Consider the following 26,699-nt stretch of genomic DNA (forward strand, 5'->3'; position numbering starts at 1 on the left):
CACCGGCTGTCGGAAGCATCCGTCCATTGTTATCTTCATGCATCGTTGCCTTCTATGCATCGGGTGCTGAGTGCCTCACGCGTATCGCAGCATGAGGCGGAGAGCGCGCGGCGTGCCGATCCACAATCGATTTTTTGACGAGCCGACAGTCGCCGTTGAACGAGCGCTGGCGTCCTCAGTGTTTCTACGGAGGTGTCCAACCGGGGTCTTATCGTTACACGCCTGTTAACGCCCACTGATGACCTGCTCGTACCGGGCAATCGAACAAGGATGCACGTCAGCACACTGCTGTCTTGCTCGCTTCGACAACCGGGGCCGCGCTGCTGAGCGCGGTGAGGGGGTTTCTTCAGGGGAGAATTCAACTTATGAGCTACCGCATCGGCAGAGCGCAATTGGCTCTTTGCACTATGTTTGGTACTGCGGCTTGTGCATCGACTGGTGCCTTCGCCGCGGATCTTTCAATTCCGAACGTTCCCGATGACGAGCAAGTCGTGACGGTCATGCCGAACGGCACTATTCGTCTCGGTGCGATCAAATTGAAGTTCGGGGGCTTCAGCGAATTCGCAACGTTCTGGCGCTCTCGCAACGAAACGGCGGACGTCGGTAGCTCGTTCGGTGGAATTCCATTCGGCAATAGTCCGTTGGCGCATGAGCATGAGACCCGCTTCAGCGCCCGTCAAAGCCGTATTTCGGCGTTGGCCACGGGTGATCTCGACCAATACACGCATCTGTCGATGTATGTTGAGTCGGACTTCCTGGCTGCCGGTACGACGTCCAATTCCAACGAGAGCAACAGCTATACGCCGCGCATTCGCCATTTCTACGGTGCCTACGATAACGACCTGACGGGCTGGCACGTTCTCGCTGGTCAGACGTGGAGCCTGCTGACGACGAATACGAAGGGAATTCAAGCGCGCAACGAAGACATCCCGCTGACGATCGATGCGCAGTACGTCGTCGGCTTCAATTGGACACGAAATCCGCAGTTCCGCGTGGTGAAGGATATTGCTCCGTGGCTTGCGGCCGGCGTTTCTATCGAAAGCCCGTCGACGCAAATCGCCGGTTCGCCTCCTTCGGGCGTCGATGCAAACCATCCGGGCGGATCGCTGCTTAACAGCACGGCGAACTACAGCAACGACATCATGCCTGACGTTGTCGGTAAGTTGGCGTTCGATCCCGGCTGGGGGCACTATGAAATCAAGGGTATCGTTCGTGGGTTTACGGATCGCGTGAACCATAGCAACAACACGATCCTTGCAGGCGGTGGCGGCGCCTCAGCATCGCTGCCGATCATTCCGAAGGCGCTGGAACTGCAGGCGAGCTTCATGGCCGGCAACGGCATCGGCCGCTATGGCGCGGGGCAACAGCCGGACGTCACCTTCAACAGTGATGGAGACTTCGTCGCAATTCCTGCGGTGCAATTGCTGACGGGTCTGGTTGCGCATCCGTTCAAGGGCGACACCATGTATGCCTATGGCGGCCTCGAGCAGAACTTCAAGAAGGTCGATGGCGACGTCGGCTATGGCCTCGATACCGTCAACAACTCAGGTTGCGATATCGAAGGGGGAACGTGCCAAGCGCAAACTAAACGCCTCTGGGAAGTCACGGGCGGCGTCTGGCAGGATATCTATAAGGGCTCGTTCGGGCGTGCCGCTGTTGGTGCGCAGGCCGAGTACATCAAGCGTGAGGCTTTCGATAGCACAGATGGCGGCGCGCCGACGACCGATGACATGATCGTGCTCGGATCGTTCCGCTACTATCCCTTCCAGTAAAGACACTCACCGTCTCTACACTCCAGGCGCTGCTTCGGCAGCGCCTCTTTTTTGAGGGGCTGAGACACACGTCAACTTCCCAAGCGCGAAAACATGCAGCTGCTCGTGCATGTTTCGGAGAACACACGCCGTCAGTATTTACGCGGATGTACGTCTGCGTTCGTCATCTGTCGGACGGCATCGAGCGGAATAACGCTCCATCGGCGATCAAACTAAATTTGTCTGCACGCAATCGAATTGCGCCGGTGGCTACGTTCGCGCTCATGCATTTGCGGCTTGCGAGCACCGAACTTTCAAACTCCCGGATGGAGTGTTCGCAATGCATAAATTTTCACTCGCAGTCTCTGTTTCTTTGCTTGCTCTTGGTTTCGCCACGGCTGCCAGCGCTCATGCCCGGTGCGACGGCGATTTTCAATTCATAAATGGCAGTTGGATCGCAACGCGATATTGCCAACGAGCGGAAGCTGAGCATGTCGCAAGAGCTGAGCACACGCATATCACCCATCATACGGTGAGTTCACGCGACGAGACGCCGGAGGAGTTCTGCCGGTGGCACAACGGTCAAATCGAGACCGATACCTATTGCTCCAGCTACAACGACTGATCCTGTCTCGGAGGGCATCACCGGCGTTGTTTGCAGTTGCAAACGGCGCCGGTCATGCTGAAGCATTCGGTTGCGTCGTAAGGATCAGGCGCTTTCGGTGTTGCCCTGATGCCGATTTTTTTCTGCTCGCATCGGAAGCAACATCTCTTCGAAGCGTACGGCAATCCGCACGAGATCGGCGATGTTGCGAGCGCCCGTCTTTTCCATCACCCAGGCGCGATATGTTTCGACGGTACGTGGGCTGATTTTTAGTGTCAGAGCGATTTCCTTGTTCGAAAGGCCCTTGACGGCAAGATCCATCACTTGCCGTTGACGGTCCGAGAGCTCGTTGACACGGGTCGCGAGCTTGACGGCCTCCTGGTCGTGGTTGCGCTGATTTTCGGTCTCATTAATTGCCGACGAAATGCTTGCGATCAGGCGGTCGGGTGAGAAGGGCTTTTCAATGAAGTCGCGGGCACCCGCTTTTAGCGCTGCGACCGCCATCGCGACGTCGCCGTGTCCGGTAATGAGCACTAGCGGAATCATGGGCCATTTTTTTGCGAGTTCTTTCTGAAGTTCCAGGCCGGACATTCCGGGCATGCGGATGTCGCAGACGACGCATGAAGGAATCTCATTCGCTTGCAAGGCAGAGAGAAACTGTTCGGCCGATGCGAACGAGCATACGCCGAAGCCGTGATTGCTGAGCATCAGAGACAAAGAATCTCGGACGGGTTCGTCGTCATCGATAATCGCGACTGCTGATGCGAGTGTCATGATACAGTACCCCTTGGGAATGAATTTAATCGAATGCGAACGAGGGCACCTTTGCCTTCGTTTTCGAGGATGAGCTCGCCTCCGTGTCCTTCGACAATCGTTTGGCTGAGCGAAAGGCCAACTCCGAGGCCGTCTTTCTTGCTGGACGAACGAATTCCGGATTTTTTCAGATTGAAACCCGGGGGAAAGCCGGGGCCGCTGTCACGAACCTCGATTTCAATGCGGTTGCCGTCGATGTTGTTGGCGCTGATGCTAATCAGTCGATCCTTCGAGGGATCATTTTCGCTCATCGCGTCGATGGCATTGGAAATGATATTCATAAGGACCTGCTCGATCTGCAGCCGATCAACGGCGGCGTTGCGGATATCGCGTGCAACGGTGACCTTTACCGAGGCGCCGGTCCGTTGAAGGTTGGGTTCTAAGAGATCAAGCGCCTCTCGAATTAAAAGATGCGGAGATTGCTCGCCGATCTGCCTGCGTCCCAATCTGATGAAATCGCGAAGGTTGCGGACGACGGCTGCGGTGCGATCCACCTGGCTTGCGACTTTCGAGGCGGCTTCGATAGCGATCTTCCGATCGCCTTCGCCCTTCACGAGATATTCCTGCACCAGCTGAGTATAGTTCGAGATGGCGGTCAAAGGCTGGTTGATTTCATGCGCGATGGCAGTCGTGACTTCGCCGGCGCTGCCCAGGCGGAAGATCTGCGAGACCGAATCCTGGTTGAGGCGCAAGTCCTGTTCGAAGCGGCGACGGTCGGTCACGAGACCGCCGATGGCCAGTCCGGTAAAGGCCAGCACAAGCATCAGCGACTGGTACGTTGTCACGCCCGCAACCTGCGGTCCTGAAATCAGAAGCGCAATGATCAACCCGACCTCTGTCACCACAAGGGCGTAGGTTGCGCCTTTCAGGCCATGGCGCAGCGCAATCCAGATGATGGGGAAGAACATCACGTTGAAGAGCCGAAAATGGGGAAGGCTGCTGAAGCCGAATGCAAAGACGAGCGCGGCGACGATCGCCAATCCTTGGATGCAGGCTTCGAAATTCGGCTTCGGAATTCCGCCGGTGCCTGCGACGATAAGAATGAAGGGTGTGATGATCGAGACACCGATCAGGTCGCTAACGGCGTACCTAAAAATATTGTAAGGAATTCCGGAAGCCGTAAGAACTCCTGAGGCGTAAAGGAGCATTACCGATGCGGTGGCCACGAGGGCAGAACTGATAATCGCGGTCGCCTCGAGGAGCAAAACGTCGCGCAGCGTTCCGAGTCGGATGTCGAATTGCCATCGCGAATGCTGGACCCAGTTCAGCGCGACCGCGTATCCCCCGCCTACGATGATCGGTGAGAGAAGTTGCGCAAGAAGCGGGAGATCGCGGCGCAGAATTATGTCTGAGGCTGCAACGGCAAGTAAGAGGTAAGGCCAGAATCGCCTTCCGAACATAAGGAACGCGGCGAAGGTCAGGCCGATTTCAGGGCTCCACGGCACGATATCGAATGACCGGGTGGATGAGATGATGCTCAGCCATTCCAGTACGACGTAGGCAATGATGTAGGCGGGGCCAATCAGCCAAATCGGGGCAGCTTGCATTCGAGCCATACGATTCGCATGCGTTCTTTCTGTCACCACTACTTGCGACATCGTTCTTTTCCTACGCTGCCTAGCGTCCCGCCACTCCGTACGGGAACGGAGGCTTAGTCACGGACGGTGCGCCACGCAAGCGGACGGCCGGAATTTCCCTCGGTGATAATGGCTCGAATATAGGTTGCTGTCGCGGCGCATTTCGTGCGGCGCGTCGCAACATGACATGATTGTAATCGAGTGCGCGTCTCTGCAATCGGCGAGGTCCAGCACACGGGAAGACTTCCACCGATCGAACGGCGACGAAGCTTGGATTGTGTGCGAGCGAGAGAGCGTCGGGTCGGACGAAATTAGCCGCAGAAACTTCGAGCATCGAACGCAACGCTCGGGGCGGTCGGCTGCAGAAGGTCTGTAACGGCGGAATGAGCCGCCTAGGAACATAGAACGCATGTCGCTGCCAAAATTTTCTTTAACTCATCCGCATTCGGTGGCGGCGATCATCATTCTTATTTGCCTGCTCGGGTTCGGCGCGGTGTCGCGCATGCCGACGGACATTTTTCCGGAAATCAACATTCCAGTCGTCAGCGTCGTGTGGACGTACAGCGGAATGAGTGCGGAAGAAATGCAGGACCGCATTCTCATCAAGCACGAGCGGCAGATGGCGTCGCTCGTTGATGATATCGATCGGATCGAGGCCAACAGCTATACCGGCGTCGGCGTCATCAAGGTCTATCTGCATGAGGGGGCCGACGTCAGCCGCGCCATTACGCAGCTGTCGAGTTGCGCGCAGACTGTGCTCAAGAGCATGCCGCGCAATATCACGCCGCCGCTCATCGTCCGTTATAGTGCTACGGACGTTTCGGTTATTCAGCTCAGCCTCGCGAGTAAATACCTGCCCGACTCGCGCCTGACCGATCTCGGTCAGCAGGTGCTCAGACCCAATCTTGCGGTCGTGCATGGCGCACAGGTTCCCTATCCCTATGGCGGCAAAATCCGCGTCATCATGGTCGATCTCGATCCGCATGCGCTGCAGGCGCGCGGGCTGACGCCGGCGGAAGTTTCCGATGCGCTGGCGAAGCAGAACATCATCGTTCCGTCGGGCGATGTGAAAGTCGGCCAGAATGACTATCCGGTCGCGATGAACAACACGCCCAACGCCATCGCGACGATCGAGAATTTTCCGCTGAAGCAGATCGACGGAAAGACGATCTTCGTCCGTGACGTCGCGCACGTGCATGACGGACATCAGGTGCAGACCAATTCGGTCAGCCAGAACGGCGCGCCGGGTGCGCTGATGCTCGTGCGAAAGACGGGTGGAACATCAACGCTGGACGTTATCAACGGCGTCAAAGCGGCATTGCCTGGCCTGCAGCGGATGATGCCGAAGGGCGTGACAATCAAGGCGATCTTCGATCAGTCAATTTTCGTCAAAGCGGCGTTGAATAGCGTCGTGATGGGCGGCTTGATGGCAGCCGGACTGACAGCGTTGATGATTCTGCTATTCCTCGGCAACTGGCGGCTGACCATCATCATTCTGGCATCGATCCCGCTGTCCATCATCACTGCGCTGTTGATGCTCTGCCTCGCCGGACAGACGCTCAATACCATGACGCTCGGCGGTTTCGCGCTGGCGGTGGGCATTCTCGTCGACAACGCGACGGTGGTGATCGAGAACATCGAGCGTCACGTTGGACTGGGCGAGGAGATCGAAGAGGCAATTCTCAATGGCACCTCGGAAGTCGGCATTCCGACACTCCTTTCAACTCTGTCGATCAGCGTCGTCTTCGTGCCGGTTTTTCTTCTGACCGGCACCGCCAAGTATCTGTTCTCGCCACTCTCGCTGTCGGTGATCCTGTCGTTGTTTGCGAGCTTGTTGCTGTCGTTCACGCTCGTACCCGTGCTCTTCATGTATTTGATGCGGTCGCAGGTCGGAAAGCATGGCGGAGGACACGGCGAAGAGCACAAGCCGTCGCGCTTCAATCCGTTCAGCATAATTCATCGCGGTTTCGAAACCGGCTTCGGCGCTTTCCGCGAGAGGTATCGCAACGCTGTGTCGTGGTCCGTGAACCATCCTATTCCAACGATAGTTTTCTTCGCGGTTCTGCTCGGCGCGACCGTTCTGCCGTTAATGAACCTCGGAATGGATTTCTTCCCGCAGATCGATGCCGGACAGATGCGGCTGCATGTTCGCGCACCGCCTGGGACGCGCATCGAGGATACGCAGAAGGACTTCAGCGAAGTCGAGCAGGCTATCCGCAAGATCGTCGGCAACGATCAGATCGATGTCATTCTCGACAACATCGGCCTGCCGTACAGCGGCATCAATATCGCCCTTAGCGATACGGCTACCGTCGGTCCGATGGATGGCGAAATTCTCGTGTCGCTGAAGGAGAAGCATACTTCGACACCTGCTCATATTGCAGAACTTCGCCGTAAGTTGCCGCGGATGTTCCCTGAGCTTCAGTTCTTTTTCCAGCCGGCTGATATCGTCAATCAGGTCTTGAATTTCGGGCAGCCTGCACCGATCGACGTTCGTATTTCCAGCCGGAACGCGGATAAGGCGTATGCGCTCGCATCCAAGATTGCGCACGATTTAAAGTCGGTGCCGGGCATCGTCGATTCGCATGTCTTCCAGGTGCCCGATGCGCCTGCCATCAAAGTGGACGTCGATCGCACAAAGGCGAGGGATCTCGATCTCGATCAGCATGGTCTGGCAAACGACGTGCTTGTCACGCTCAATTCCAGCGCGCAGGTCTCTCCGAATTTCTGGCTCAATCCGCATAATAACGTCAGCTATCCGCTGGTCGTGCAAACGCCGACATATCGCGTCAAATCAACGAAGGATTTGTGGACGCTTCCCGTTACGGCGCCGAACGGCAAACATTCCCAGCTTTTGATGAATGTCGCCAAGTTCGGCCGAACGAAAGTGCCGATGGTGGTGTCGCAGTTGAATATTGCGCCGGTGTTCGACGTCGACGCCGACGTTCAAGGCCGGGATCTCGCATCGGCAGCCGATGCGATCGACAAGGTGCTTGCGAAAGATCGCCCGCCGGTGACGAGCGGCATCAAGGTGAAGCTTAGCGGACAGATTGAAACAATGCGTCAGAGCTTTGCAGGATTGTTCGGCGGCATGGGCCTCGCCGTCGTCCTGGTGTTTCTGCTGCTGGTCATCAATTTTCAAAGCTGGCTCGATCCGATCATCATTTTGCTGGCGGTACCTTTTGCTCTCGCCGGCATCGTCTGGATGCTCTTCCTCACCGGAACGCACATCAGCGTTCCGGCACTGATGGGCAGCCTGATGTGTATCGGTTTGACGACCGCAAACGGCATTCTTGTTCTGACATTTGCTAATCAGCAGGTCGCGCTTGGGATTGATCCGATGCATGCGGCAATCGAAGCGGGCTACACGCGACTTCGGCCAGTTTTGATGACTGCGGGCGCGATGATCCTCGGTATGATCCCGATGGCTCTGGGCGTGGGCGAAGGCGGAGAGCAGAACGCGCCTTTGGCTCGCGCGGTCATCGGCGGCCTTTTGCTAGCAACGGTCGCGACACTCATTGTTGTCCCGACGATGTATCGGCTTTTGCGCCGTGACACTTCTCGAAAAACCGCAGACGGGAGGATGCCCCTTGCGCACGCTTAAGAAGAGCGAGACTGACGTGAACGCCCTGCAGACGGAGCCTTGCGAGGCTGATCCACTTGCGCCTTCGGACTTTCCGGCGAAGGAAGGGCTCGGCGACGTCGCGAAAGAAGATTATCCGAAATCAACAGGGCGCTGGATGACGATGATCGCGATCGTTGTCGGGCTCGGATTGACTGCCGGCTTTGTCGAGGTTAGCCGAATTAAGGCTCAGGAAGCTGAGAACCTAGCGCAGGAAACGCAAAAGAACGTCGCGATGCTTCCGCTGGTCGACGTTGCTGTCGCCCAGTCGGGACCAGCATTCAAATCCCTTATTCTCCCGGGCGATACTGCGTCCTGGTATCGGACGATACTGTATTCGCGCGTGAACGGTTACCTGGCAGACTGGAAGGTCGATATTGGGGACAAGGTGAAGAAGGGGCAATTGCTCGCCACGATCGACACACCTGACCTAGATTCGCAGTTGGTAGCGGCGCGCGCGGAACTGGAAGCGGCAAAAGCTGAGGCCAAGGTCCGGCAAGCGGATGCCGATTTTGCGAAAAGCAGTTACGATCGCTGGCGTGATTCGCCAAAGGGCGTCGTTTCTGATCAAGAGCGAGAAGAAAAGAAAGCCGCTAACGACAGCAGTCTTGCGAAGCTCAATGCCGCGATTGCGCAGGTGGCGGTCGATCAGGCCAAGGTTGATGGGTTGATGACGCTCACGCAATTCAAAAATGTGACCGCGCCGTTCGACGGTATTATCACGGATCGCCGCATCGATCCCGGCGATCTGGTGACGGCGGGCAGCTCCGCTAATACATCACCGCTTTTCGTTATTCAGCAAACCGATCAAATCCGTATTTTCTCGCGCGTTCCTCAGGGCGTGGCTGAGCGGCTTACGATCGGCTCTCCCGTGAAGGTTATGACCGCAGACGGCTCCGGCCGCGTTTATGAGGGCAAGATCGTGCGCACGACCGGATCGGTCGACCCGCATGCGCGCACGATGCTGGTGGAGGTCGTTCTGCCAAACAAGGCTTATGCGCTTTCACCGGGCATGTACGTCCGCGCCGAATTTCAGGTCGCGCAGTCGAAGAGCGTTGTTGTGCCGGCTGCCGCGATTTTGTTCCGGGGCAAGGGCGCTCAGGTCGCGGTGATCGAAGACGGCCGGGTTGCGTTTAAGAATGTTTCCATCGCGACTGACGATGGCGACAGCGTTGAACTGGCATCAGGCATAAAGGTCGGAGATCACGTGGCGCTCAATATCAACAACCAGATTTCCGACGGCGACAAAGTCGAGGTCAACGGCTCCGGGAAGGCCCAAAGCTGATGATGAGACGGGGGGGACTGAAATTTCTCCTGCCAATCCTAGCCGGGGGGCTTACGGGTTGTGCAGTCGGGCCGGACTATCTGATGCCGCATATCGGCACGCCGGCGATGTTTACGACCGGTAGCCTCGGCGGCAGCTCGGGCGGTGCTGTGTCGGTGGCGCAATCGCAGTCGCCCGCGATCGCCAGGTGGTGGTCGTTGCTTCGGGATCCGCAACTTGAAACGCTGATCCAGCAGGCTGTCGTCGCGAATCCGGATATCGAAGTTGCTGCCAATCACATCCGCGCAGCCCGCGCCAATGAGGTCGCGGTTCGTGGATTGGCGCTGCCGATCGTAGAAGCGAATGCCGCGGCAGGCCGAGGTACCGGTACAAATTCGACGAAGGGACGCGTCGCTGGTCCGTTGAACGCCGGGACGAACACCAACGGGCTCGAAGAGATTACACACGTCGCTGGCTTTGACGCCGCATGGGAGCTGGATCTCTTCGGCAAGAACAGGCGCGCATACGAAGCAGCCCAATATTCGACGGATGTTGCCATCGAACAGAGGCGTGCGGTTCTAGTCTCAGTCGTTGCGGAAGTCGCGAGAGCTTACGTCGAGACGCGTGGCATTCAAGCCAAGATAAAAGCATCGAAAGAGAACGTCGCGCGGGCGCAGAAGATCTTCGATCTGATGAAGACGCGTTTCGATCGGGGCCTGACGAACGAACTCGACGTCAAGCTCGCATCGCGCCAGCTTGCGACGCTCAAGGCGGAACTCGCACCGCTTGCGAGCGAAGAATATGCTGGGTGCGCACGCATTGCGGTTCTGCTTGGAACCTATTCCGGCGGTGTTTGCCAGGAGCTCAGTGCTTACCGGCAGATTCCCACAACGCCGAGCCGTTTGAAAACGGGATTGCCGGCGAGCGTGATCCGCCGTCGCCCGGACGTTCGCGCGGCGGAACGCCAGCTTGCGGTCGAGACGGCGAGGATTGGCGTTGCTGTCGCGGATCTCTTTCCGCGCGTCGAGATTACGGCGGGTGGCGGCTTACAGGGACAGGGTATCGGTGTTGTGCCTGTGGTCACCAAGAGTATCTATTCGGTGGGACCTTCGGTCTATTGGCCGCTGCTCGACTTCGGGACGCTCGATTCGCTCGTGCACATTCAGCAGCTGCAGGCGGATTCGCAGTTCCTCACATATAAGCGCGTCGTTATTTCGAGCGTCGAAGAAGCGAACGTTGCGCTGTCGCGTTATCGCGCGGCGATGGCCACTCTCAGGTCTCTGGGCATCGCTGTCAAGGAGAGCAAGGGCGCGGTCGATCTCGCAACAGAGCGTTATGATCGCGGCGTAACGGACTCGCTCAATGTGCTGGATGCCGAGCGGCAGGATGACGAACTTCAGCTGCAGTATGTCCAGGCGAAGGCCGACGCGGCCACGGCGTTCATTGCGCTCTACAAAGCTCTAGGCGGCGGCTGGGAAATGTTCGAGCAGGATCTTCCTGCGCCGCGTGCAAGGCCCGCTGTTCTTGCCGCGTTCGATCACTTGCACGATCACTGAAAAATGCAGCGATAAATCCTGCAGGCGCCGTGGATGCGCCTGCGGGAGGTTTGCGTCCCTGTTTTTATTTGGTCGTTGTCGCGATTGATTGACCAAGCGGTGCGCGAGACTGACTTTCGCGCAATTTCTCAATCGCGAGCTTATTGGTAATCGCTGCATTGTTCATCGGATCGATGGTGAGAACGCGATCGAAGTCAGCCTCGGCATTTTTCAAGTCGTGGCCGGCGGCGCGCGTATTTCCGCGGGCGATGTAGGCGTTCAAAAACTTGCCGTTAAGTGTGATGGCATAATCGTAATCGTGGATTGCATCCTTCGCGCGACCGAGCGCGCGTAGTGTATTTCCCCGATTGAAATAAAGGGTCGGTTCATTTGGGGACAGCTCAATGGCGCGATCATAGCTTGCTAGCGCGTCCTGCAGATGCCCCTCAGCCTTATATGCGTTCGCTAGGTTGTTGTACGCCCGCGTGCTTAGCGGATCGATATCGATAGCTTTGCGGTCATCTGCAATTGCATGTGTGTAGTCGCGCTCCGAGGCGAAGACGATGGCACGCGCTTCATAAGCGCCGACATCTCGCGGAGCTAACGCGACGGCCTGATCGAAGTCGGCAACGGCCTTCGGAAAGTCCTTCGTGGCAAAATAGGCGAGACCGCGATTGACATACGCAATCTCGACTTTCTGAGAGTCCAATGCGTTACCTTCGATGGTCGCGGTGCATGCAAAGATGTGCAGTGCAGGCGTCGCCGCATCGGCACATTGGTCGCCGCCCGCCGCCCATGCAGATGACGCTGCCGATAGCGACGAGACGGCTATCGCGAGGGCGAACATGTTGATTGATGTGCGCGAGAAGAGCATGGCGTTCGGTCTCCGACGTGTTGGCAATCGGGACAGCGCAGCGGCGATAGAGGATGCCGCTATTGGTTCTCGAACAGCCCCGGAATAATCCCCACGAATGGTCTCCTGCCCACCTGCATCCGGCTTTCCTAGATCCGTATGAATACGGACCAGCTATTACCGATGTGATGTTCCCGGCGCGACGGTTGTGAGACTCTCGCGATATAGCTTTGAGGATATATGCCTCTGGGGGACTGCAATGGGGATAGCTAAAGCGCTTGGGACGACGCTCGTGTTCATGGGAGTCGGCGTCGCTCCGGCTACTGCAGGCGATTTGCTGCAAACATCGGCGAACGGCAGTTCATCTCTTCACGATTTGAATATTCCGTCACCCAGCTATCTCGGCGCGACGTCGTCCGATGAGGACGCAGGGGACGCCATCCAGGACTTCTTTCAGCGTTGGCAGGAAATTGCGCACGCCGCAAAAGCCTCACAGCCGGATTGGATGACACCGCTCGCGACCGTGACGCCGCGGTTAGAACAAGAGTTTCGGTCCGACCAGTTTTTTGAGCAGATGGGAAATGGGGCGCATCAGAATGTCTACGACGGCGGCAAGGGCTTCGAATTCATTCCGACGATGACCAATGAAGTACTGATCAACCTGCCACCCTATGAAGAGCGGACGCATGCCAAACAGGCGTCCGGTTGGGGGGACTGGCCCGCTGTCACCATCAAGCAGCGGCTTATCAGCGCCAACAAAGAAAATGGCGATTACATCGTGTCGGCGTTTTTCGGCGTGCAGGCTCCGACCGGCGACGATCCTTTTACGAACGATGCGTGGGTCGTGACGCCGACGTTGGCGGCGGGCAAAGGCTGGGGCGATTTCGATATTCAGGCGACGGTCAGCGTTCCCATTCCGTTGGAACGCGAAAGTGAAATCGGGACGTCCGTCGTTACCAACGTCGCGTTTCAATATCATCTTGCGAAATATTTCTGGCCCGAATTCGAAGTCAACTATACGCATTGGGCCGACGGCGAGCGAAGCGGCAAAGACCAAGTCTTTTTGACGCCCGGTCTCATTCTTGGTCGTTTCAAACTGTGTGACGACAGCAATCTGATCGTCGGCGCAGGCTATCAGTTTGCGGTTTCGCCGAAGACGACATCCCCGGTTCTCACGCCGACTTACGATAGCAACTGGATCGTCACGACACGGCTTTCGTTCTGACGACGTAGAACTACGGAGGGGCTTGCCGGGTGTTTAATGCCATGCCGGTTTGCTTAATAGTCCCAGCGTTACAGACCTCAACTTTGGCCCCGGCTTTTACCCGAAGTCCGGGGCCTTTTTCTTTTTGAGTTGTCTCAATCGATGTAAAAATTGAGATGCAAGGGCGCCAAGAAAAGACGAGTTGCCGTCAAGGCGGTGCTGCAGCGATTAGCGCGGATACGGGATCGTCGTTTGCAGCCGGCTTTTGCTTGCCTCGGAGGGCGAGCGCTGGTCCCGCGCGGATGGAGAGCGATCCGAATGCGGCGGCCAATTGCGCGGCAGATTATCGGAGACATGGCAATAGGCACGTCTCGCCATATGATGGCAATGGCGGTAGTCGCGCGCATCGACAGGGTTGAGAGTCGCTGCCTTGTCGCCGACAAAAAATGCCGGAGCGTATGAGTTCGCCGCCGCCGATACCGTACCTGCAAAGATGAATGCGAATGCCGCGCAAGCGGCGAGCGAGCGGTTTTGTTTGTGGTTCAGTGTCATTGTCAAAGATCCTTTCGAATGGGTTCACATTTCGGCGGGACGCTTATTTCCATGCGTCATGCGCACCGTGAGGCGATTGTCTTTAGTGGAATTCAGGATGACGGTGTGGACGTCACAGCCGTGGTGATGCGGCGTCCAATATTCGAGATGTTCTGAACCGGCTCCGTCAGCGGTCTCCACGGTGGCTGTTTTGGTCGCCGCCGTCTCGGTGTGTTCGTTAAAAGCCGCTCTAAAATCCTTGAACAGATGAGGCGTGATGCCTTCGATCGTAATGGAACAGACAGTCCGTCCCGGTTGCTGGACAGATTGTGCAAGGACAAGACGTGCTTTGCCAAAGCTTGTCTTGCCGGTCCAGGTTTTCAGTCCAGCCGATGTCATTGTCGGTTGGCCCCGCCAAGGCGTGGCTTCAACAGCGCGGCCTAGAGCACGGGTGTCCTCGCCGTTGGTGAAGCATGTCTCGTCGATGTCCCGAATGAGGTCCGCGATCAGTTTGGCGTGTACAACTTCTCTCGAGAGACGATCGGCGGCGGCTGTATTATCATCGAGCCTCTTTAGTCCAGCTTCGGCGCGTGCGTTTGCGGGCTGGTATTTAAGCGTGGTCTCGAATTGGGTTCTGGCTTTGTCGCTGTCACCTTGTTGCAGAGAGAGAAAGCCTTTCTCGGCGTAGGCGGGTGCATAGGTCGATGATACCTCAAGCACGCGGTCGAAGGCTTTGTTCGCTTCTTCCAACCGCCCTTGCTGCGCCAGGATCAAGCCGCGATTGTAGGCGATGAAGCGATCGTCGGGTCGTATCTTGGCCGCGGTGTCGTAATCCGAAAGTGCTTCGTCGAAGCGCTTGGCTCGAAAATGAAGGCTTCCGCGATTAACTAGAGCGGCTGCGAAATCCGGCGCGCGGGCGATGGCAGCGGTATAGTCAGCGAGCGCCCTATCGAACTCATCCAGCTTGGAATAGCTGTTCGCCCGATTATAGAAGACGCGCGCGTCGTTCGGTTGGAGCTGAAGAAGCACGGAATAGAGCTCCACTGCAGTTTTGTATTCGCCACTGCCGTAGGCACGGTTTGCCTTGTCAGCGAGGTGTTGTGCGCGTTGCGTTTCGATAGCTGCTGTCGACGCCGGTGCGTCATCAGGCGTTGCGCCGAGCGCGATGTGTGAGCTGAAAGCGGTTGCAGTGAGTGCAATTGCTGTGCTCAGCGCCGCAGTCAGGAGTGTCGTCGGCGATATGGCTGGGATCGTCGTTGCGATCTTGGACGCTTGGCGAGCCAAGGCAGCAGAACACGACCTCTCCCTGCCAACAAAAATTGGCATGAGTTTTTCTCCAATAAAGCAAGATGGATTTGCCCGCGCCAGCGGCGCGGAGCGCAATCAATGCACTGGGGGCCGCGCTCTAAATCTGGAGAACAATCGTGCGGCGGTCGCTAAGCGTGGACCGCAGATGGAGCGGATCATCAAACGTTGCGTGTGAGATGGCGCAGTGAAAGCGCGCGGCAAGCAGCTCGCCGGACGTGGGTAGAAGAGCCGGTGCGTAACCACCTAAATTCGCGCCATTCCGGTCAGACGGCTTGGACTGATGCGGTTGTTTGAAAAACGATGCATGCTGAAGCCGGTAATCTGTGCAGGGCTCGGATTCGGCTTGCGCGTGGGAATTCGAGAAGAGAACGAAGTGATCGTTCGATCCGGATTGCGTGTCGTGGTGAAGACGCTCGATCTCGACCGCAACGCTATGGGTGCTGCTCACACACAGAACCAGCGGCAAGCCTGCGACGGATGTCGCGAGCAGGACCGCTGATGTGATCAGATATCTGACGAAGCGAGTGAGCATGCGCTATTTAAACATCTTCCAACTCATATTGCCGCTGGAAAGTGTTTGTAAGATGTCGCATTGGCAATCCCGTCGCGACATATCTTTCGATATGTTGTGAGCTTGCAACAAAATCAATCCCGATACTGCGCAGTACTCTTTCGGTTTGGCCGAAACATTTGGAGGCAGAGTCCATGTGACGGTTCGCTGTCGGCGGTTCAGGGTCTTGACTAAGTAGAGTTTGGACATAAACCTAATCGCGATGCACCATTCGGCAAACCACACCTCAAAATCGTCTCTCGCTGCCACACGCAGCGGACGGTCGGTCGTGTGTGCGTTGCTTGCATTACTTATGATGGCTCTCAGCGGTCCCTTCAGTCTGTCGCATGCGATTGCCGAGCATGGGCATGAGAATTGTGCAGGCCATGGCATCGACGCGAAAAAAACATCGCAAGATTCGGAGGTTCCTCAGGGGCTCTCAGGGCAGCATTGCGTCCTTTGTTTTTCCGTTCAGCATCTGATTTCGAAACCGAGTCTCCCCACCCGCACCGAGGCTATGGCGCCGGTCACCTATACAGCATGGGAAACGCTCGATGGGCCGTTGGAAGGTCCGGGGCCGCTGTTCAAGCCGCCGCGCGTTTAAAGCGCTTTTCAATCGCGATGACGTGGCTGCGCAGTCTCTTTCTGCGCGCCGCGATCGCGTGAACCTCCGTCAAAATCGCAACGCGGCGCCCTAAGCGGTCTCCGCAACACGTGGATTGTTTCGACATGCAGCGAATGCTGATCGCTGGTGGCGGGCGCTTGTGCGCCGCTGCTCTGGCACTGGCCGTGCTTTGCGCGGCTACTTTCGCACCTGGCCTTTCCAGGTTTTTCACCATCTCAAGCGACGCCAAGGCGCACGCGCCAGCGGAGACCAAGGGTCATTCGGAAAGCGGACATCAGCATGACGAGGGGCATGCACATGACGCCGGTGGAGAGGCCGTAAACGAGGAAAACGGATCGGATGCTGCGCACGGCGAAGAAGCCGGTCACGAGCATCATGAGGGCCTCGAAGTCTCGCAGGATCGGATCGATGCCGAAGGCATTGCGTTGACGGAAGCCGGAGCGGGTGTGCTCGATCGGAGCCTGACAGTGCCGGGAACGGTGATCGCAGACCGCAATCGCGTGGGGCGCGTTGCAGCCCAGGTTGTCGGCACAGTGGCCGAGTTGAAGAAGCGCCTTGGCGATGTCGTCGCGAAGAATGAAGTCGTCGCCATCCTGGACAGCCGGGAAGTGGCCGATGCGAAGAGCGAATACATCAACGCGCTTGTCAACGCGAACCTGCAAGAGACGCTCTTCGATCGCGAAAAAACGCTCTACGAGAAGCAGATTTCGGCGGAGCAGCGCTATTTGCGGGCGCAGGCTACCGATACCGAAGCGAAAGTCCGACGAGGCCTCGCGCATCAGAAGCTTGCTGCTCTGGGCGTCAGCGAATTGGACATCCAAACGTTAAAGCAGCGCGGCCAATCCGCAACGAACCTGCAACGTTACGAAATTCGCGCGCCGATCGGCGGGCGCATTGTCGAGCAGCTTGTCGATCTCGGAACACCCGTCGGGCGCGAGGGCGAAGCCAAGGAGCTTTATGCCATTGCCGATCTTTCGGTGGTGTGGATCGAGCTTGCCGTTTCGATCAGTCACCTTCCCGATATCAAAGAGGGACAGAGCGTGCTGGTCAGCGGCAGCCAACCGGCCGAGACGACATCGGGAAAAATCATCTTTACGAGCCCGATGATCAATGAGGAGACGCGGACGGCGCGCGTCATCGCGTCGGTCGAGAATAAGGATCTGGCGCTACGGCCGGGTTCGTTCGTCAACGCGGACATTCTTTTTGGAACGAAACCGGTTGGGCTGAAGCTTCCGAAAACCGCGCTGCAGACAGTCAAGGGTGAGACGATTGTTTATGTCCGCACCGAACACGGCTTCGCAGCGCGCAAAGTGACGGTCGGCGGCACTGATGGCTCGTCTGTTGAGATCGTCGCTGGGATTGAGCCGGGCGAGACGGTTGCGGCGACGAACACGTTCCTGCTCAAGGCCGAGAGCGGGAAATCCGAAGCTACGCATTCGCATTGAGGACGCTCCCGATGATTGCACAGGTGCTTGAATTTTCGGTCCGCCGTCGTTGGCTTGTCATTCTCCTGACACTGCTCGCCGCAAGCTACGGCGTATGGTCGCTTAATCGGCTGCTGATCGACGCCGTTCCCGACATCACGAACAATCAGGTTCAGATCAATACCGTCGCGCCATCGTTGCCGCCGTTCGATATCGAAAAGCAGGTGACGTTTCCGATCGAGACGGCGCTTGCGGGGATACCGGGTCTTGAATACACGCGCTCGCTTAGTCGCAACGGCTTTTCGCAAGTCACGGCGGTTTTTACCGAAAGCACCGATATCTATTTCGCGCGCCAGCAAATCAGCGAGCGCTTGCGCGAAGTGGACGAGCGACTGCCGGCAGATGCTAAGCCGAGCCTTGGTCCGATTTCGACCGGCCTTGGTGAAATCTATATGTGGACCGTGGCTTTCGCGTCCAAAAGCGAACAGATGGGCGAGGTCGGGCCTCAAAGCGATGGCTCTTATGTGACGCCCGAGGGTCAACGTCTGACCAACGATATCGAGCGTGGCGCCTATCTGCGTACGGTCCAGGATTGGATCATCAAACCGCAGATCGCGAGCGTTCCCGGAATCGCTGGCGTCGACGTTATCGGTGGATACGAGAAGCAATATCTCGTGCAAGCGGATCCCGCGCGTCTGACAGCCCTCAATCTTTCCTTTGGTGACATCGTCGAAGCGCTTGAGAAAAATAACGTCAACCGCGGGGCCGGCATTTTCGAGCAAAGCGGCGAGGGGCTTGCGGTTCTCAGCACCGGACGGCTCGAAAACATGCCCGATATCGGCAACGTCGTCGTGACGACGCGTGGCGGATCGCCGGTGAGGATTAAAGACGTCGCGCAGGTCACGATCGGCCGCGAGTTGCGCACCGGCAGTGCAAGCATTAACGGGCAGGAGGCCGTCGTCGGCACGGCGCTAATGCTGATTGGCGAGAACAGCCGGACGGTGTCGTCGGCCGTCAGTAAAAAGATCGACGAGCTTTCGAAGTCGCTGCCACCGGGCATTGCGTTGCGACCGGTGCTTGACCGGACCGTGCTGGTCGATGCCACCATTTCGACGGTCGCAAAGAACCTGCTCGAAGGTGCGCTTCTTGTCGTTGTTGTTCTGTTCGTTCTGCTCGGGAATATTCGTGCAGCGGTTATAGCGGCGCTGGTCATACCCATTGCCATGCTGCTGACGCTCACCGGGATGGTACAGGCGAAGATCAGCGCCAACTTGATGAGCCTCGGTGCGCTCGATTTTGGTCTGATCGTCGACGGTGCTGTCATCATCGTCGAGAATGCACTGAGACAGATTTCTGAGCGACAGCACGCTTTGAAGCGTGTGCTCAGTCTCGATGAACGCTTGGAAACGGTGACCAAGTCGGCGGAGGAGATGATCAAGCCGTCCGTCTACGGTCAGGCGATCATTATTCTAGTTTATGTGCCGCTGCTGACGTTTTCCGGCGTTGAAGGAAAAATGTTCGAGCCGATGGCGGTCACCGTTATCATGGCGCTCATCGCGGCTTTCGTTCTGTCGCTGACATTCGTTCCAGCGGCCATTGCGGTTGCAATCAGCGGGCGTGTTGTCGAGGCCGAGAGCTTGCCTGTTCGGGCGATCAAGAGTGTGTATGAACCTCTGCTTCGCGCGACGCTCAACAGGCCTTTGCTACCGATCATGGTGGGCGTGGCGCTCTTTGCCGGAGCGCTGATGCTGTTCGGACGGCTCGGGCAGGAGTTCATCCCGACGCTTGATGAGAAGAACCTCTCGATGCATGCGATGCGGATACCGAGTACGTCGCTGACGCAATCGCAGGATATGCAGCTTAGAGTCGAAAAAATCGTCAGCTCGTTTCCGCAGGTTTCGCTTGTGTATTCCAAGACGGGCACTGCCGAGGTTGCATCCGATCCGATGCCGCCGAACGTTTCGGATACATTTATTATTCTGAAGCCGGAATCGGAATGGCCTGATCCTTCGCTCAGCAAGCAAGCGCTCGTTGGGAAAATTCAGGAGAAGCTCGAAAAGCTTCTAGGAAATAACTTTTCGTTCTCGCAACCAATTCAGATGCGCTTCAACGAGCTGCTAGCCGGTGCGCGTGGTGATCTCGCCGTTAAAGTTTTCGGCGATGAATTCGGCCAGATGCTGGAGGGCGCAAATGCGATCGCCCGGATTTTACGCGGCACGGAGGGTGCGACGGACGTCAGTATCGAACAAGCTCAAGGTCTGCCGTTCCTTGAGATCAAGCTGAAGAAGAACGAGATCGCGCGGTTCGGATTGAGCGCGTTCGCTGTGCAAGAGGTGATCGGCGCGGCGATGGCCGGGCGCTCTGCCGGGGTGATTTTCGAAGGCGATAGGCAGTTTCCTGTTGTCGTCCGGTTGCCGGACGCGATGCGCGCGGATCTCGAAAAGCTGAAGCACATTCCTGTTGCGTTACCGCCGAACAGCGCAGGCCGCATTGCCACCATTCCGCTGGAACAAGTTGCGAGCTTTGCCGTGACTGAGGGACCGAACCAGGTCTCACGCGAGAATGGCAAGCGGCGCATCGTCGTGACGGCAAACGTGCGCGGGCGCGATATCGCGTCCGTCGTCGCGGAGGCACAAACGAAGGTCGCAGAAGAGGTGAAGCTGCCGACGGGCTATTACATCGCCTGGGGCGGCCAGTTTGAAAATATGGCTGCAGCGCAGCAGCGTCTCGCCGTCGTTGTGCCAGCCTGTTTTCTGCTGATCTTTCTGCTGCTCTATTCCGCCCTTGGCTCACCACGCGATGCCATCCTGGTATTCAGCGCTGTCCCACTCGCTTTGACCGGCGGCGTCATTGCTCTTTGGTTTCGCGACATGCCGTTCTCGGTTTCGGCCGCGGTCGGCTTTATCGCGTTATCGGGTGTCGCGGTTCTCAACGGGCTCGTCATGCTGACATACATCAAGCAACTGATGGCGGCGGGATTGCCGGCGGCGGAAGCAATACGCCAGGGTGCGCTGGCCCGTTTGCGGCCTGTCGTGATGACGGCGCTTGTCGCGTCGCTCGGGTTTTTGCCGATGGCGCTCGCAACGGGAACGGGGGCGGAAGTGCAGCGGCCGCTGGCAACGGTCGTCATTGGCGGGTTGTTGAGCGCAACGCTGCTGACACTGCTCGTACTGCCGGCGCTGTCAATTTGGTTTGGTTCGCGTGCCGCAGCGGCGAAACGGACGCCAACGGCTGTTCCTGCGGCCGCGGAATAGGTGCGGGCTGCAATCAGGCCGTCAACCGCGCCGTCGCTTCGTTATCCTTGAACCAGTTGTAGGCTTCGGTGAGGCCGTCGCGCAGGCCGTAGCGCGGCGTCCAGCCCGTGGCCTTCAGCTTGGAGACGTCGAGCAGCTTGCGCGGCGTGCCGTCGGGCTTCGTCGGATCGGTGACGATCTTGCCGTTGAAGCCGACGACGTCGCATACCAAGCGCGCTAGGTCGAGAATGGTGATGTCTTCGCCCGTGCCGACATTGACATGCTCAGAACCTGAATAGACTTTCATCAAATGCACAACGGCGCGGGCAGCATCATTGACGTGAAGAAATTCGCGTCGCGGTGTGCCCGAGCCCCAGATGGTAATTTCTCCGGCGCCGGACTTCTTCGCGTCATGTACTTTGCGTAAAAGTGCCGGGATGACATGGCTTTTGAGCGGATCATAGTTGTCGCCCGGGCCGTAAAGATTGGTCGGCATCGCCGAGACGAAATCGGCGCCATACTGACGGCGATAGGCTTCGCAGAGTTTCAGCCCGGCGATCTTGGCGATGGCGTACCATTCGTTCGTCGGCTCCAGACTTCCCGTCAGAAGGGCGCTTTCGGGGATCGGTTGCGGCGCGAACTTCGGGTAGATGCATGAGGAACCGAGATACAAAAGCTTCTCGACGCCGCTGCGGAAGGCTGCGTCGATAACGTTCATTTCGATGGCGAGATTGTCGTAGAGAAATTCCGCCGGGTAGGTGTCGTTTGCGAGAATGCCGCCGACTTTCGCTGCCGCAAGAAACACGGCGTCCGGCTTTTCGCGATTGAACCACTCTCTGACGCGCGCTTGATCTCGGAGATCGATCTGGTCGCGACCAACCGTCAGGACGATGCAGTTTTCGTTCTGTAGCAGACGGAGGATCGCCGATCCGACCATGCCGCGGTGGCCGGCGACGAATATGCGCTTGTTGGTCAGATCAAAAGACATCGCTTCCTCGCATGGTCTTCGCACTTGCTATTCGTTGAGGCTATTGCGCCAGCTTTCGCGTTCGAGGAGCGCGAGGTCGGCGGCGACCATTTCTTTAACGAGCTCCTGGAAGCCGACCTTGTGGTGCCAGCCTAGTTCGTTGCGGGCCTTGCTTGGATCTCCGAGCAAGAGATCGACTTCTGTCGGACGAAAATAGCGCGGATCAATGCGAACCAACTCGTCACCGGTTTTGACATCGTAGCCGATCTCATCGACACCGTGGCCCTTCCAGGCGATGGACTTGCCGACTTCGGCAAATGCTAGCCCAACGAATTCGCGCACGGAATGGGATTCTCCCGTTGCTAGCACGTAGTCGCCCGGTTTTTCGTTTTGGACCATCATCCACATGCCTTCGACGTAGTCTTTCGCGTGGCCCCAATCGCGTTTGGCGTCCAGATTGCCAAGATAAAGTGCTGACTGCAAACCTGCGGCGATGCGAACAACGGCGCGCGTGATCTTGCGGGTCACGAAGGTTTCACCGCGGAGCGGACTTTCGTGGTTGAACAGAATGCCATTCGAGGTGTGCATGCCGTAGGCTTCGCGGTAATTGACGGTGATCCAGTAGGCATAAAGCTTGGCGACGCCATAAGGCGAACGCGGATAAAATGGCGTCGCTTCCTTCTGCGGCGTTTCATGCACCTTGCCGTAAAGCTCGGATGTGGAAGCCTGATAGAAACGGACCGAATTCTCGAGTTTGAGGATGCGTAGCGCTTCGAGGAAACGCAGCACGCCCATGGCGTCGGCGTTTGCCGTGTATTCCGGCGTCTCGAAACTTACCTGGACGTGGCTTTGTGCGGCGAGATTATAGATTTCATCGGGCCGGGTTTCCTGGACGAGGCGGATGATGTTGGTTGAATCCGTCAGGTCGCCATAGTGCATGAAGAATGACGTGCTCGCCTCATGCGGATCCTGATAGATTTCGTCGACGCGTTGGGTGTTGAATGATGACGATCGTCGCTTAATGCCGTGGACGACGTAGCCCTTATCGAGAAGAAAGCGCACAAGGTAGGCGCCGTCCTGACCGGTGACACCCGAAATCAATGCAGTCTTGCTTTTGCTCATGCCATTTCCCCCAAGTCCCGCCGAGATTTATGTGGGGTTGTCGCTTTGAGCGCAATACGAATGCGCGAGATTCTTTTTTTGTTTGATCAGTCCGTAGACATTTTTTGGGAGGGCTGAAACGGCGGCACGGTCCGTCCGAGGCTGTTGCGAAGCTTGCAGTTATTTTCGAAACTGATGCCGATGAAATTTGCGGCAGAAACTTACGTCGCTCTCGGTATTCCGAAAGTTATCGGCTGGCGGTCGCTGTATGAACCGGTTGGTGCCCTTCCGTCGCCTTCATGAAGACGACGGCAATTGCTGCGACCACCAGGACGACGGCCATGACATAGAACGCGTCGGAGAAAGCCATGATCAGCGACTGCTGGGCGACAAGGTTGCCGAGCAGAATTTCTGCTTGATGGTAGGCGCGTCCGGAGTCCGGCAAGCTGTGAGCTTCGAAATAGTGCTGCATGCGGGTAAGGAAGGATTGATCCGTCAGATTGTAAGGCGTTACCGACTGACCGATGATATTGGAATGAAATTGTTCGCGCTTGGTGATGATGGTCGCGAGAGCCGCCGTCCCGATCGCGCCTCCAAGGCTGCGCAGCATGTTGAATAAGCCTGACGCAGCTGCGGACTCTTTCGGAGCCACGCTGTTCGTCGCCAGAACCGAGAGCGGCGAAAGTAGGATCGCCTGGCCGAGGGCGCGTACGATGTTGGTATAGAAAAACTGTTGTCCCGCGTCGTTGAAGCTCAAATGCGTATTCATGAAGCAGCTGACTGCGAAGATGCTGAGGCCTGTGCAAACGATCAAGCGGGCATCGAAACGCTGCAAGAGGAAGGGGACGAATGGAATGATGAGCAGCTGCGGAAGTCCGGCCGATGCGAGCACGAGGCCGATCTGTTGGGCGTTGTAGCCCTGGACCTCGTCGAGATACGCCGGAAGCACATAGATTGATCCGAACAGCGCGAAGCCGACGAGTGTATTCGCCAACGTTCCGAGGCCGAAACTCCGTCGAGCGAGCAGGCGAAGTTGCACGGCGGGCTTCTCGACGGTGAGTTCAATGACGACGAAGATCGTCAGCATGACCGCCGAGATGATCGCAAGATGCACGATGAATGGCGAGCCAAACCAATCGTCCTTGTTGCCTTCATCCAGGACGGTTTGCAGGCAGGCGAGACCGATTGCCATTGTCGCGATGCCGAACCAATCGCCTTCCCGCAAAAGGCGAAGCTGCATCGGTTGACGATCGAGCGTCGGGTAAAGCAGTGATAGCATCACCGCGCCGGGAACAAGATTGACGAAGAAGATATAGGGCCAGCCGTATTGTTCGGTGAGAATGCCGCCGATGGTCGGGCCGATGGCGGGGCCGAACGTGGCGGTGAGCGCGAATGCAGCCAAGCCGATGGGGCGCTGGCTTTCGGGGAGCTTTGTCAACACGGCCGTGAAGGCCATCGGGATCATGACGCCGCCGGTGAAGCCCTGGAAGCCGCGCATCACGATCATGGTGCTGAGATTGCCCGCAAAGGCGCAGGCGACTGAGAAGATGAGGAACAGCACGACGTTCGACAACAGGAAGCGGCGGAAGCCAAACACGCGGCTGAGGTAATCCGTCAACGGGATCATGATGATTTCGCCGATCAGATACGAGGTCGAGATCCAGGTTCCATTATCGACTCCGGTGCCGATGCCGCCTTCGATTTCAGGCAGGGACGAATTGACGATCTGGATATCGAGGACGGCGATAAGCGCACCCAACATGCATCCCGAAACTGCGATCCATGTCCGTAGCGAGGCCCGCTCGCTGTCTGGGCTGGCGGGAGCATCGCTCATGGCGCTTGCTTCGTTGTGGGCTTTGCGGACGGCGTTTTGTGGCGTGTGTCGATCGTCGTGATAACCGACATGCCGGGACGCAGCTTGCCGGCAAACGGATCGTTCAGGTCGACGTATATCTTCACCGGGATGCGCTGGACGATTTTCGTGAAGTTGCCCGTTGCGTTGTCCGGTGGGAGAAGAGCGAATTCCTGGCCGCTCGCCGGAGCGATGCTGCCGACATAGCCCTGCACGGTGTTGTCGTCGAATGTGTCTACGGCAATCGTGACCGGCTGCCCGGGGCGGACATCAGCGAGTTCCGTTTCCTTGAAGTTGGCAATGATGTAGGCCTTCTTGAGCGGCACCACCGCAAGCAGCTCGGTTCCGGGTTGGGCATACTGACCGACCCGCACCGTGCGATCGCCGATGATGCCATCTACCGGTGAGGTAATCGTCGTATAGCCTAGGTTGATCTCCGCCTGTTCAAGCGTCGCATTGTTCTGCGAAAGCATGGCCCGTGCTTGCTTGAGTTCGGCAGTCAACGTCGCAATCTGTTTTTTGGCTGCTTCCAGTGCCGCCCTATCTTTCGCAAGCGTGGCCTGTGCCGTGCCGATTTGCGAGGCCGCCTGTTGCTCGTCTTGAACGGAACCGTATCCTTCGTTTGCGAGTGTGCCGAACCGCTGATTGTTCTGTTGGGCGTATTTTTCGGTCGCTTCGTCGGCCTTGATGGTCGCCTCGGCTTCGCTCACGATGGCTTGCTGTTCGCCGATCTGAGCCTGGTCGGTGGCAATGGCCGCTTCCGCCTGTCTGACGCCGGCTTTCGCCTGATCGACGGCCGCCTTGTAATCGCGCTGATCAATGATTGCGAGGACCTGGCCGGCTTTGACGCGCTGATTATCGTCGACGTACAGAGCGGCGATATCGCCGGATACTTGTGGAGCGATGGCGACGACGTCAGCTTGCACATATGCGTCGTCGGTCGAGACTTCAAAGCGCCACCCGGTCCAATATTTCCAGCCGGTATAGATGCCGCTGCCGATAACTGCCGCAGCAACAACAGCGATAAGAATGTGCCGGGGACCGAAGGGTAGCCAATGATGCGATTTTCCCGCCGTGTTTGCAGAATCCTGATCCGGTAAAGCGCTCGGCGCGGGCGCGATTATTTCCCTTGCCGTCGGGACCATGCTTTCAGACTTCGCAGTCTCGTGCGCCATTACGTGCGTCGTTTCGGGTGCCGCCTCGGTTGCGACGATGTCGGTGCCTGCGGTCAACATAGTCCACATCTCCATCTCGGCTCTTGCCAAGATATAAAAGACCACTCGGCAGCTCAGCTATTTAACCTTTGGCGCCGTTGGCCATACGTTTGGAAAGACCAGCTATACGTGTGTTTAATGATGTGCCCGCTTTGCGCCGACGTCGGCGAGAATGAAGAAAAGGGGCGCGCCGTTCAGCGCTCCCCCTCCGAGATGCATCTTCTTTTGTAGGCTTATGTCTTGCGGTTTTACCGGATCACGAAACACTGTGCCGTGCCGGACGTCTTGAAATCACCGTTGCAATGGGGCGATGCGAATGCGCCCGAAACACCAGAGACCAGAAGCGCCACTGCGAGGATTGCGACTTTCATTTTCATATCTCCAATTCACCCAAGCGCCGTTTCGTCCCTGACTGGATGTCGGCGCTGTTGAAAGCGATGCATTGGAGATAAGTGCGGTCGGCGCCCATTCCATAATCTCTTGGTATATGGGGCAGATGGCGTCATGCGATCGTTCGTCGGCGGCATACCGGAACGTTCACTCGGCAGGCTCACCAAATCTCAAGATGGTTTGGTTTAAGCTCTTGCTGCTGCACAGCGGGCGAGGCGACCACCGCCTCGCCGCCCGGCGCTGGTTATGCAGCGGGGAGCAGTCAACCAGCACCGTACCGG

18 protein-coding genes are annotated in these 26,699 nt (G+C 57.5%); 8 read left to right on the forward strand and 10 right to left on the reverse strand.

Annotated elements, in window-relative coordinates; genetic code table 11:
- Positions 1-365 precede the first annotated feature (365 nt).
- Positions 366-1,772: a hypothetical protein gene (locus HYPMC_RS06900; protein WP_013947143.1), complete on the forward strand. Its 1,407-nt coding sequence runs from the start codon at positions 366-368 to the stop codon at positions 1,770-1,772.
- A 688-nt stretch (positions 1,773-2,460) separates the two neighbouring features.
- Here HYPMC_RS06900 and HYPMC_RS06910 read toward each other — a convergent pair.
- Both HYPMC_RS06910 and HYPMC_RS06915 read right to left on the reverse strand, forming a co-directional pair.
- On the reverse strand, positions 2,461-3,129 hold the full coding sequence (locus HYPMC_RS06910) for a response regulator transcription factor (protein WP_013947145.1): 669 nt from the start codon (positions 3,127-3,129) through the stop codon (positions 2,461-2,463).
- Positions 3,126-4,724, reverse strand: coding sequence for an MASE1 domain-containing protein (locus tag HYPMC_RS06915; protein WP_244420990.1), 1,599 nt, complete (start codon positions 4,722-4,724; stop codon positions 3,126-3,128). The genes HYPMC_RS06910 and HYPMC_RS06915 overlap by 4 nt, the downstream gene beginning before the upstream one ends.
- Before the next feature lie 430 nt (positions 4,725-5,154).
- Here HYPMC_RS06915 and HYPMC_RS06920 point away from each other — a divergent pair, with 430 nt between their 5' ends.
- Genes HYPMC_RS06920 through HYPMC_RS06930 form a run of 3 tightly spaced genes read left to right on the forward strand, consistent with a single transcriptional unit; the run spans position 5,155 to position 11,187 of the window.
- Positions 5,155-8,349, forward strand: a complete 3,195-nt coding sequence (locus HYPMC_RS06920) for an efflux RND transporter permease subunit (RefSeq protein WP_013947147.1) — start codon at positions 5,155-5,157, stop codon at positions 8,347-8,349.
- Positions 8,336-9,652 (forward strand): efflux RND transporter periplasmic adaptor subunit, encoded by a 1,317-nt coding sequence (locus tag HYPMC_RS06925; RefSeq protein WP_013947148.1) that lies wholly within the window; start codon positions 8,336-8,338, stop codon positions 9,650-9,652. Before HYPMC_RS06920 ends, HYPMC_RS06925 begins: the two co-directional genes overlap by 14 nt.
- Positions 9,652-11,187 (forward strand): efflux transporter outer membrane subunit, encoded by a 1,536-nt coding sequence (locus HYPMC_RS06930; RefSeq protein WP_013947149.1) that lies wholly within the window; start codon positions 9,652-9,654, stop codon positions 11,185-11,187. Before HYPMC_RS06925 ends, HYPMC_RS06930 begins: the two co-directional genes overlap by 1 nt.
- A gap of 64 nt (positions 11,188-11,251) precedes the next feature.
- Here HYPMC_RS06930 and HYPMC_RS06935 read toward each other — a convergent pair whose 3' ends face one another.
- Complete coding sequence (locus HYPMC_RS06935) at positions 11,252-12,040, reverse strand: tetratricopeptide repeat protein (RefSeq protein WP_013947150.1); 789 nt, start codon at positions 12,038-12,040, stop codon at positions 11,252-11,254.
- Positions 12,041-12,278: 238 nt separating this feature from the next.
- On the opposite strand from HYPMC_RS06935, the gene HYPMC_RS06940 reads away from it, so the two are divergent.
- Positions 12,279-13,244 (forward strand): transporter, encoded by a 966-nt coding sequence (locus tag HYPMC_RS06940; RefSeq protein WP_013947151.1) that lies wholly within the window; start codon positions 12,279-12,281, stop codon positions 13,242-13,244.
- Between the two features lie 207 nt (positions 13,245-13,451).
- Here HYPMC_RS06940 and HYPMC_RS23170 read toward each other — a convergent pair whose 3' ends face one another.
- Together HYPMC_RS23170 and HYPMC_RS06950 are read right to left on the reverse strand one after the other, a co-directional pair.
- Entirely contained in the window at positions 13,452-13,775 is a 324-nt protein-coding gene (locus HYPMC_RS23170; protein WP_013947152.1) for a hypothetical protein, read from the reverse strand.
- Positions 13,776-13,799: 24 nt separating this feature from the next.
- Positions 13,800-15,080, reverse strand: coding sequence for a tetratricopeptide repeat protein (locus HYPMC_RS06950; protein ID WP_013947153.1), 1,281 nt, complete (start codon positions 15,078-15,080; stop codon positions 13,800-13,802).
- A 286-nt stretch (positions 15,081-15,366) separates the two neighbouring features.
- Between HYPMC_RS06950 and HYPMC_RS24160 the strand changes: the two genes are divergently transcribed.
- The 3 genes from HYPMC_RS24160 (at position 15,367) to HYPMC_RS06970 (ending at position 20,915) form a co-directional block, all read left to right on the forward strand.
- Complete coding sequence (locus tag HYPMC_RS24160) at positions 15,367-15,561, forward strand: hypothetical protein (protein ID WP_157135408.1); 195 nt, start codon at positions 15,367-15,369, stop codon at positions 15,559-15,561.
- Between the two features lie 780 nt (positions 15,562-16,341).
- Positions 16,342-17,682, forward strand: a complete 1,341-nt coding sequence (locus HYPMC_RS06965; RefSeq protein WP_013947156.1) for an efflux RND transporter periplasmic adaptor subunit — start codon at positions 16,342-16,344, stop codon at positions 17,680-17,682.
- An 11-nt stretch (positions 17,683-17,693) separates the two neighbouring features.
- The gene (locus tag HYPMC_RS06970; protein WP_041299838.1) at positions 17,694-20,915 is read left to right on the forward strand and encodes an efflux RND transporter permease subunit; all 3,222 of its coding nucleotides are present in this window, start codon (positions 17,694-17,696) and stop codon (positions 20,913-20,915) included.
- 13 nt (positions 20,916-20,928) lie between these two features.
- On the opposite strand, the gene HYPMC_RS06975 is transcribed toward HYPMC_RS06970, so the two are convergent.
- From HYPMC_RS06975 to HYPMC_RS24870, 5 genes are all read right to left on the reverse strand, one after another.
- Positions 20,929-21,882, reverse strand: coding sequence for a GDP-L-fucose synthase (locus HYPMC_RS06975; RefSeq protein ID WP_013947158.1), 954 nt, complete (start codon positions 21,880-21,882; stop codon positions 20,929-20,931).
- 27 nt (positions 21,883-21,909) lie between these two features.
- Positions 21,910-22,983 (reverse strand): GDP-mannose 4,6-dehydratase, encoded by a 1,074-nt coding sequence (gmd, locus tag HYPMC_RS06980; RefSeq protein ID WP_013947159.1) that lies wholly within the window; start codon positions 22,981-22,983, stop codon positions 21,910-21,912.
- Positions 22,984-23,209: 226 nt separating this feature from the next.
- Complete coding sequence (locus HYPMC_RS06985; RefSeq protein WP_013947160.1) at positions 23,210-24,796, reverse strand: DHA2 family efflux MFS transporter permease subunit; 1,587 nt, start codon at positions 24,794-24,796, stop codon at positions 23,210-23,212.
- The gene (locus HYPMC_RS06990) at positions 24,793-26,049 is read right to left on the reverse strand and encodes an HlyD family secretion protein (RefSeq protein WP_013947161.1); all 1,257 of its coding nucleotides are present in this window, start codon (positions 26,047-26,049) and stop codon (positions 24,793-24,795) included. The genes HYPMC_RS06985 and HYPMC_RS06990 overlap by 4 nt, the downstream gene beginning before the upstream one ends.
- 227 nt (positions 26,050-26,276) lie before the next feature.
- Positions 26,277-26,399 (reverse strand): hypothetical protein, encoded by a 123-nt coding sequence (locus HYPMC_RS24870; protein WP_256380112.1) that lies wholly within the window; start codon positions 26,397-26,399, stop codon positions 26,277-26,279.
- Between the last annotated feature and the right edge of the window lie 300 nt (positions 26,400-26,699).

This window comes from Hyphomicrobium sp. MC1, from assembly GCF_000253295.1.
Classification (GTDB): Bacteria; Pseudomonadota; Alphaproteobacteria; order Rhizobiales; family Hyphomicrobiaceae; genus Hyphomicrobium_B.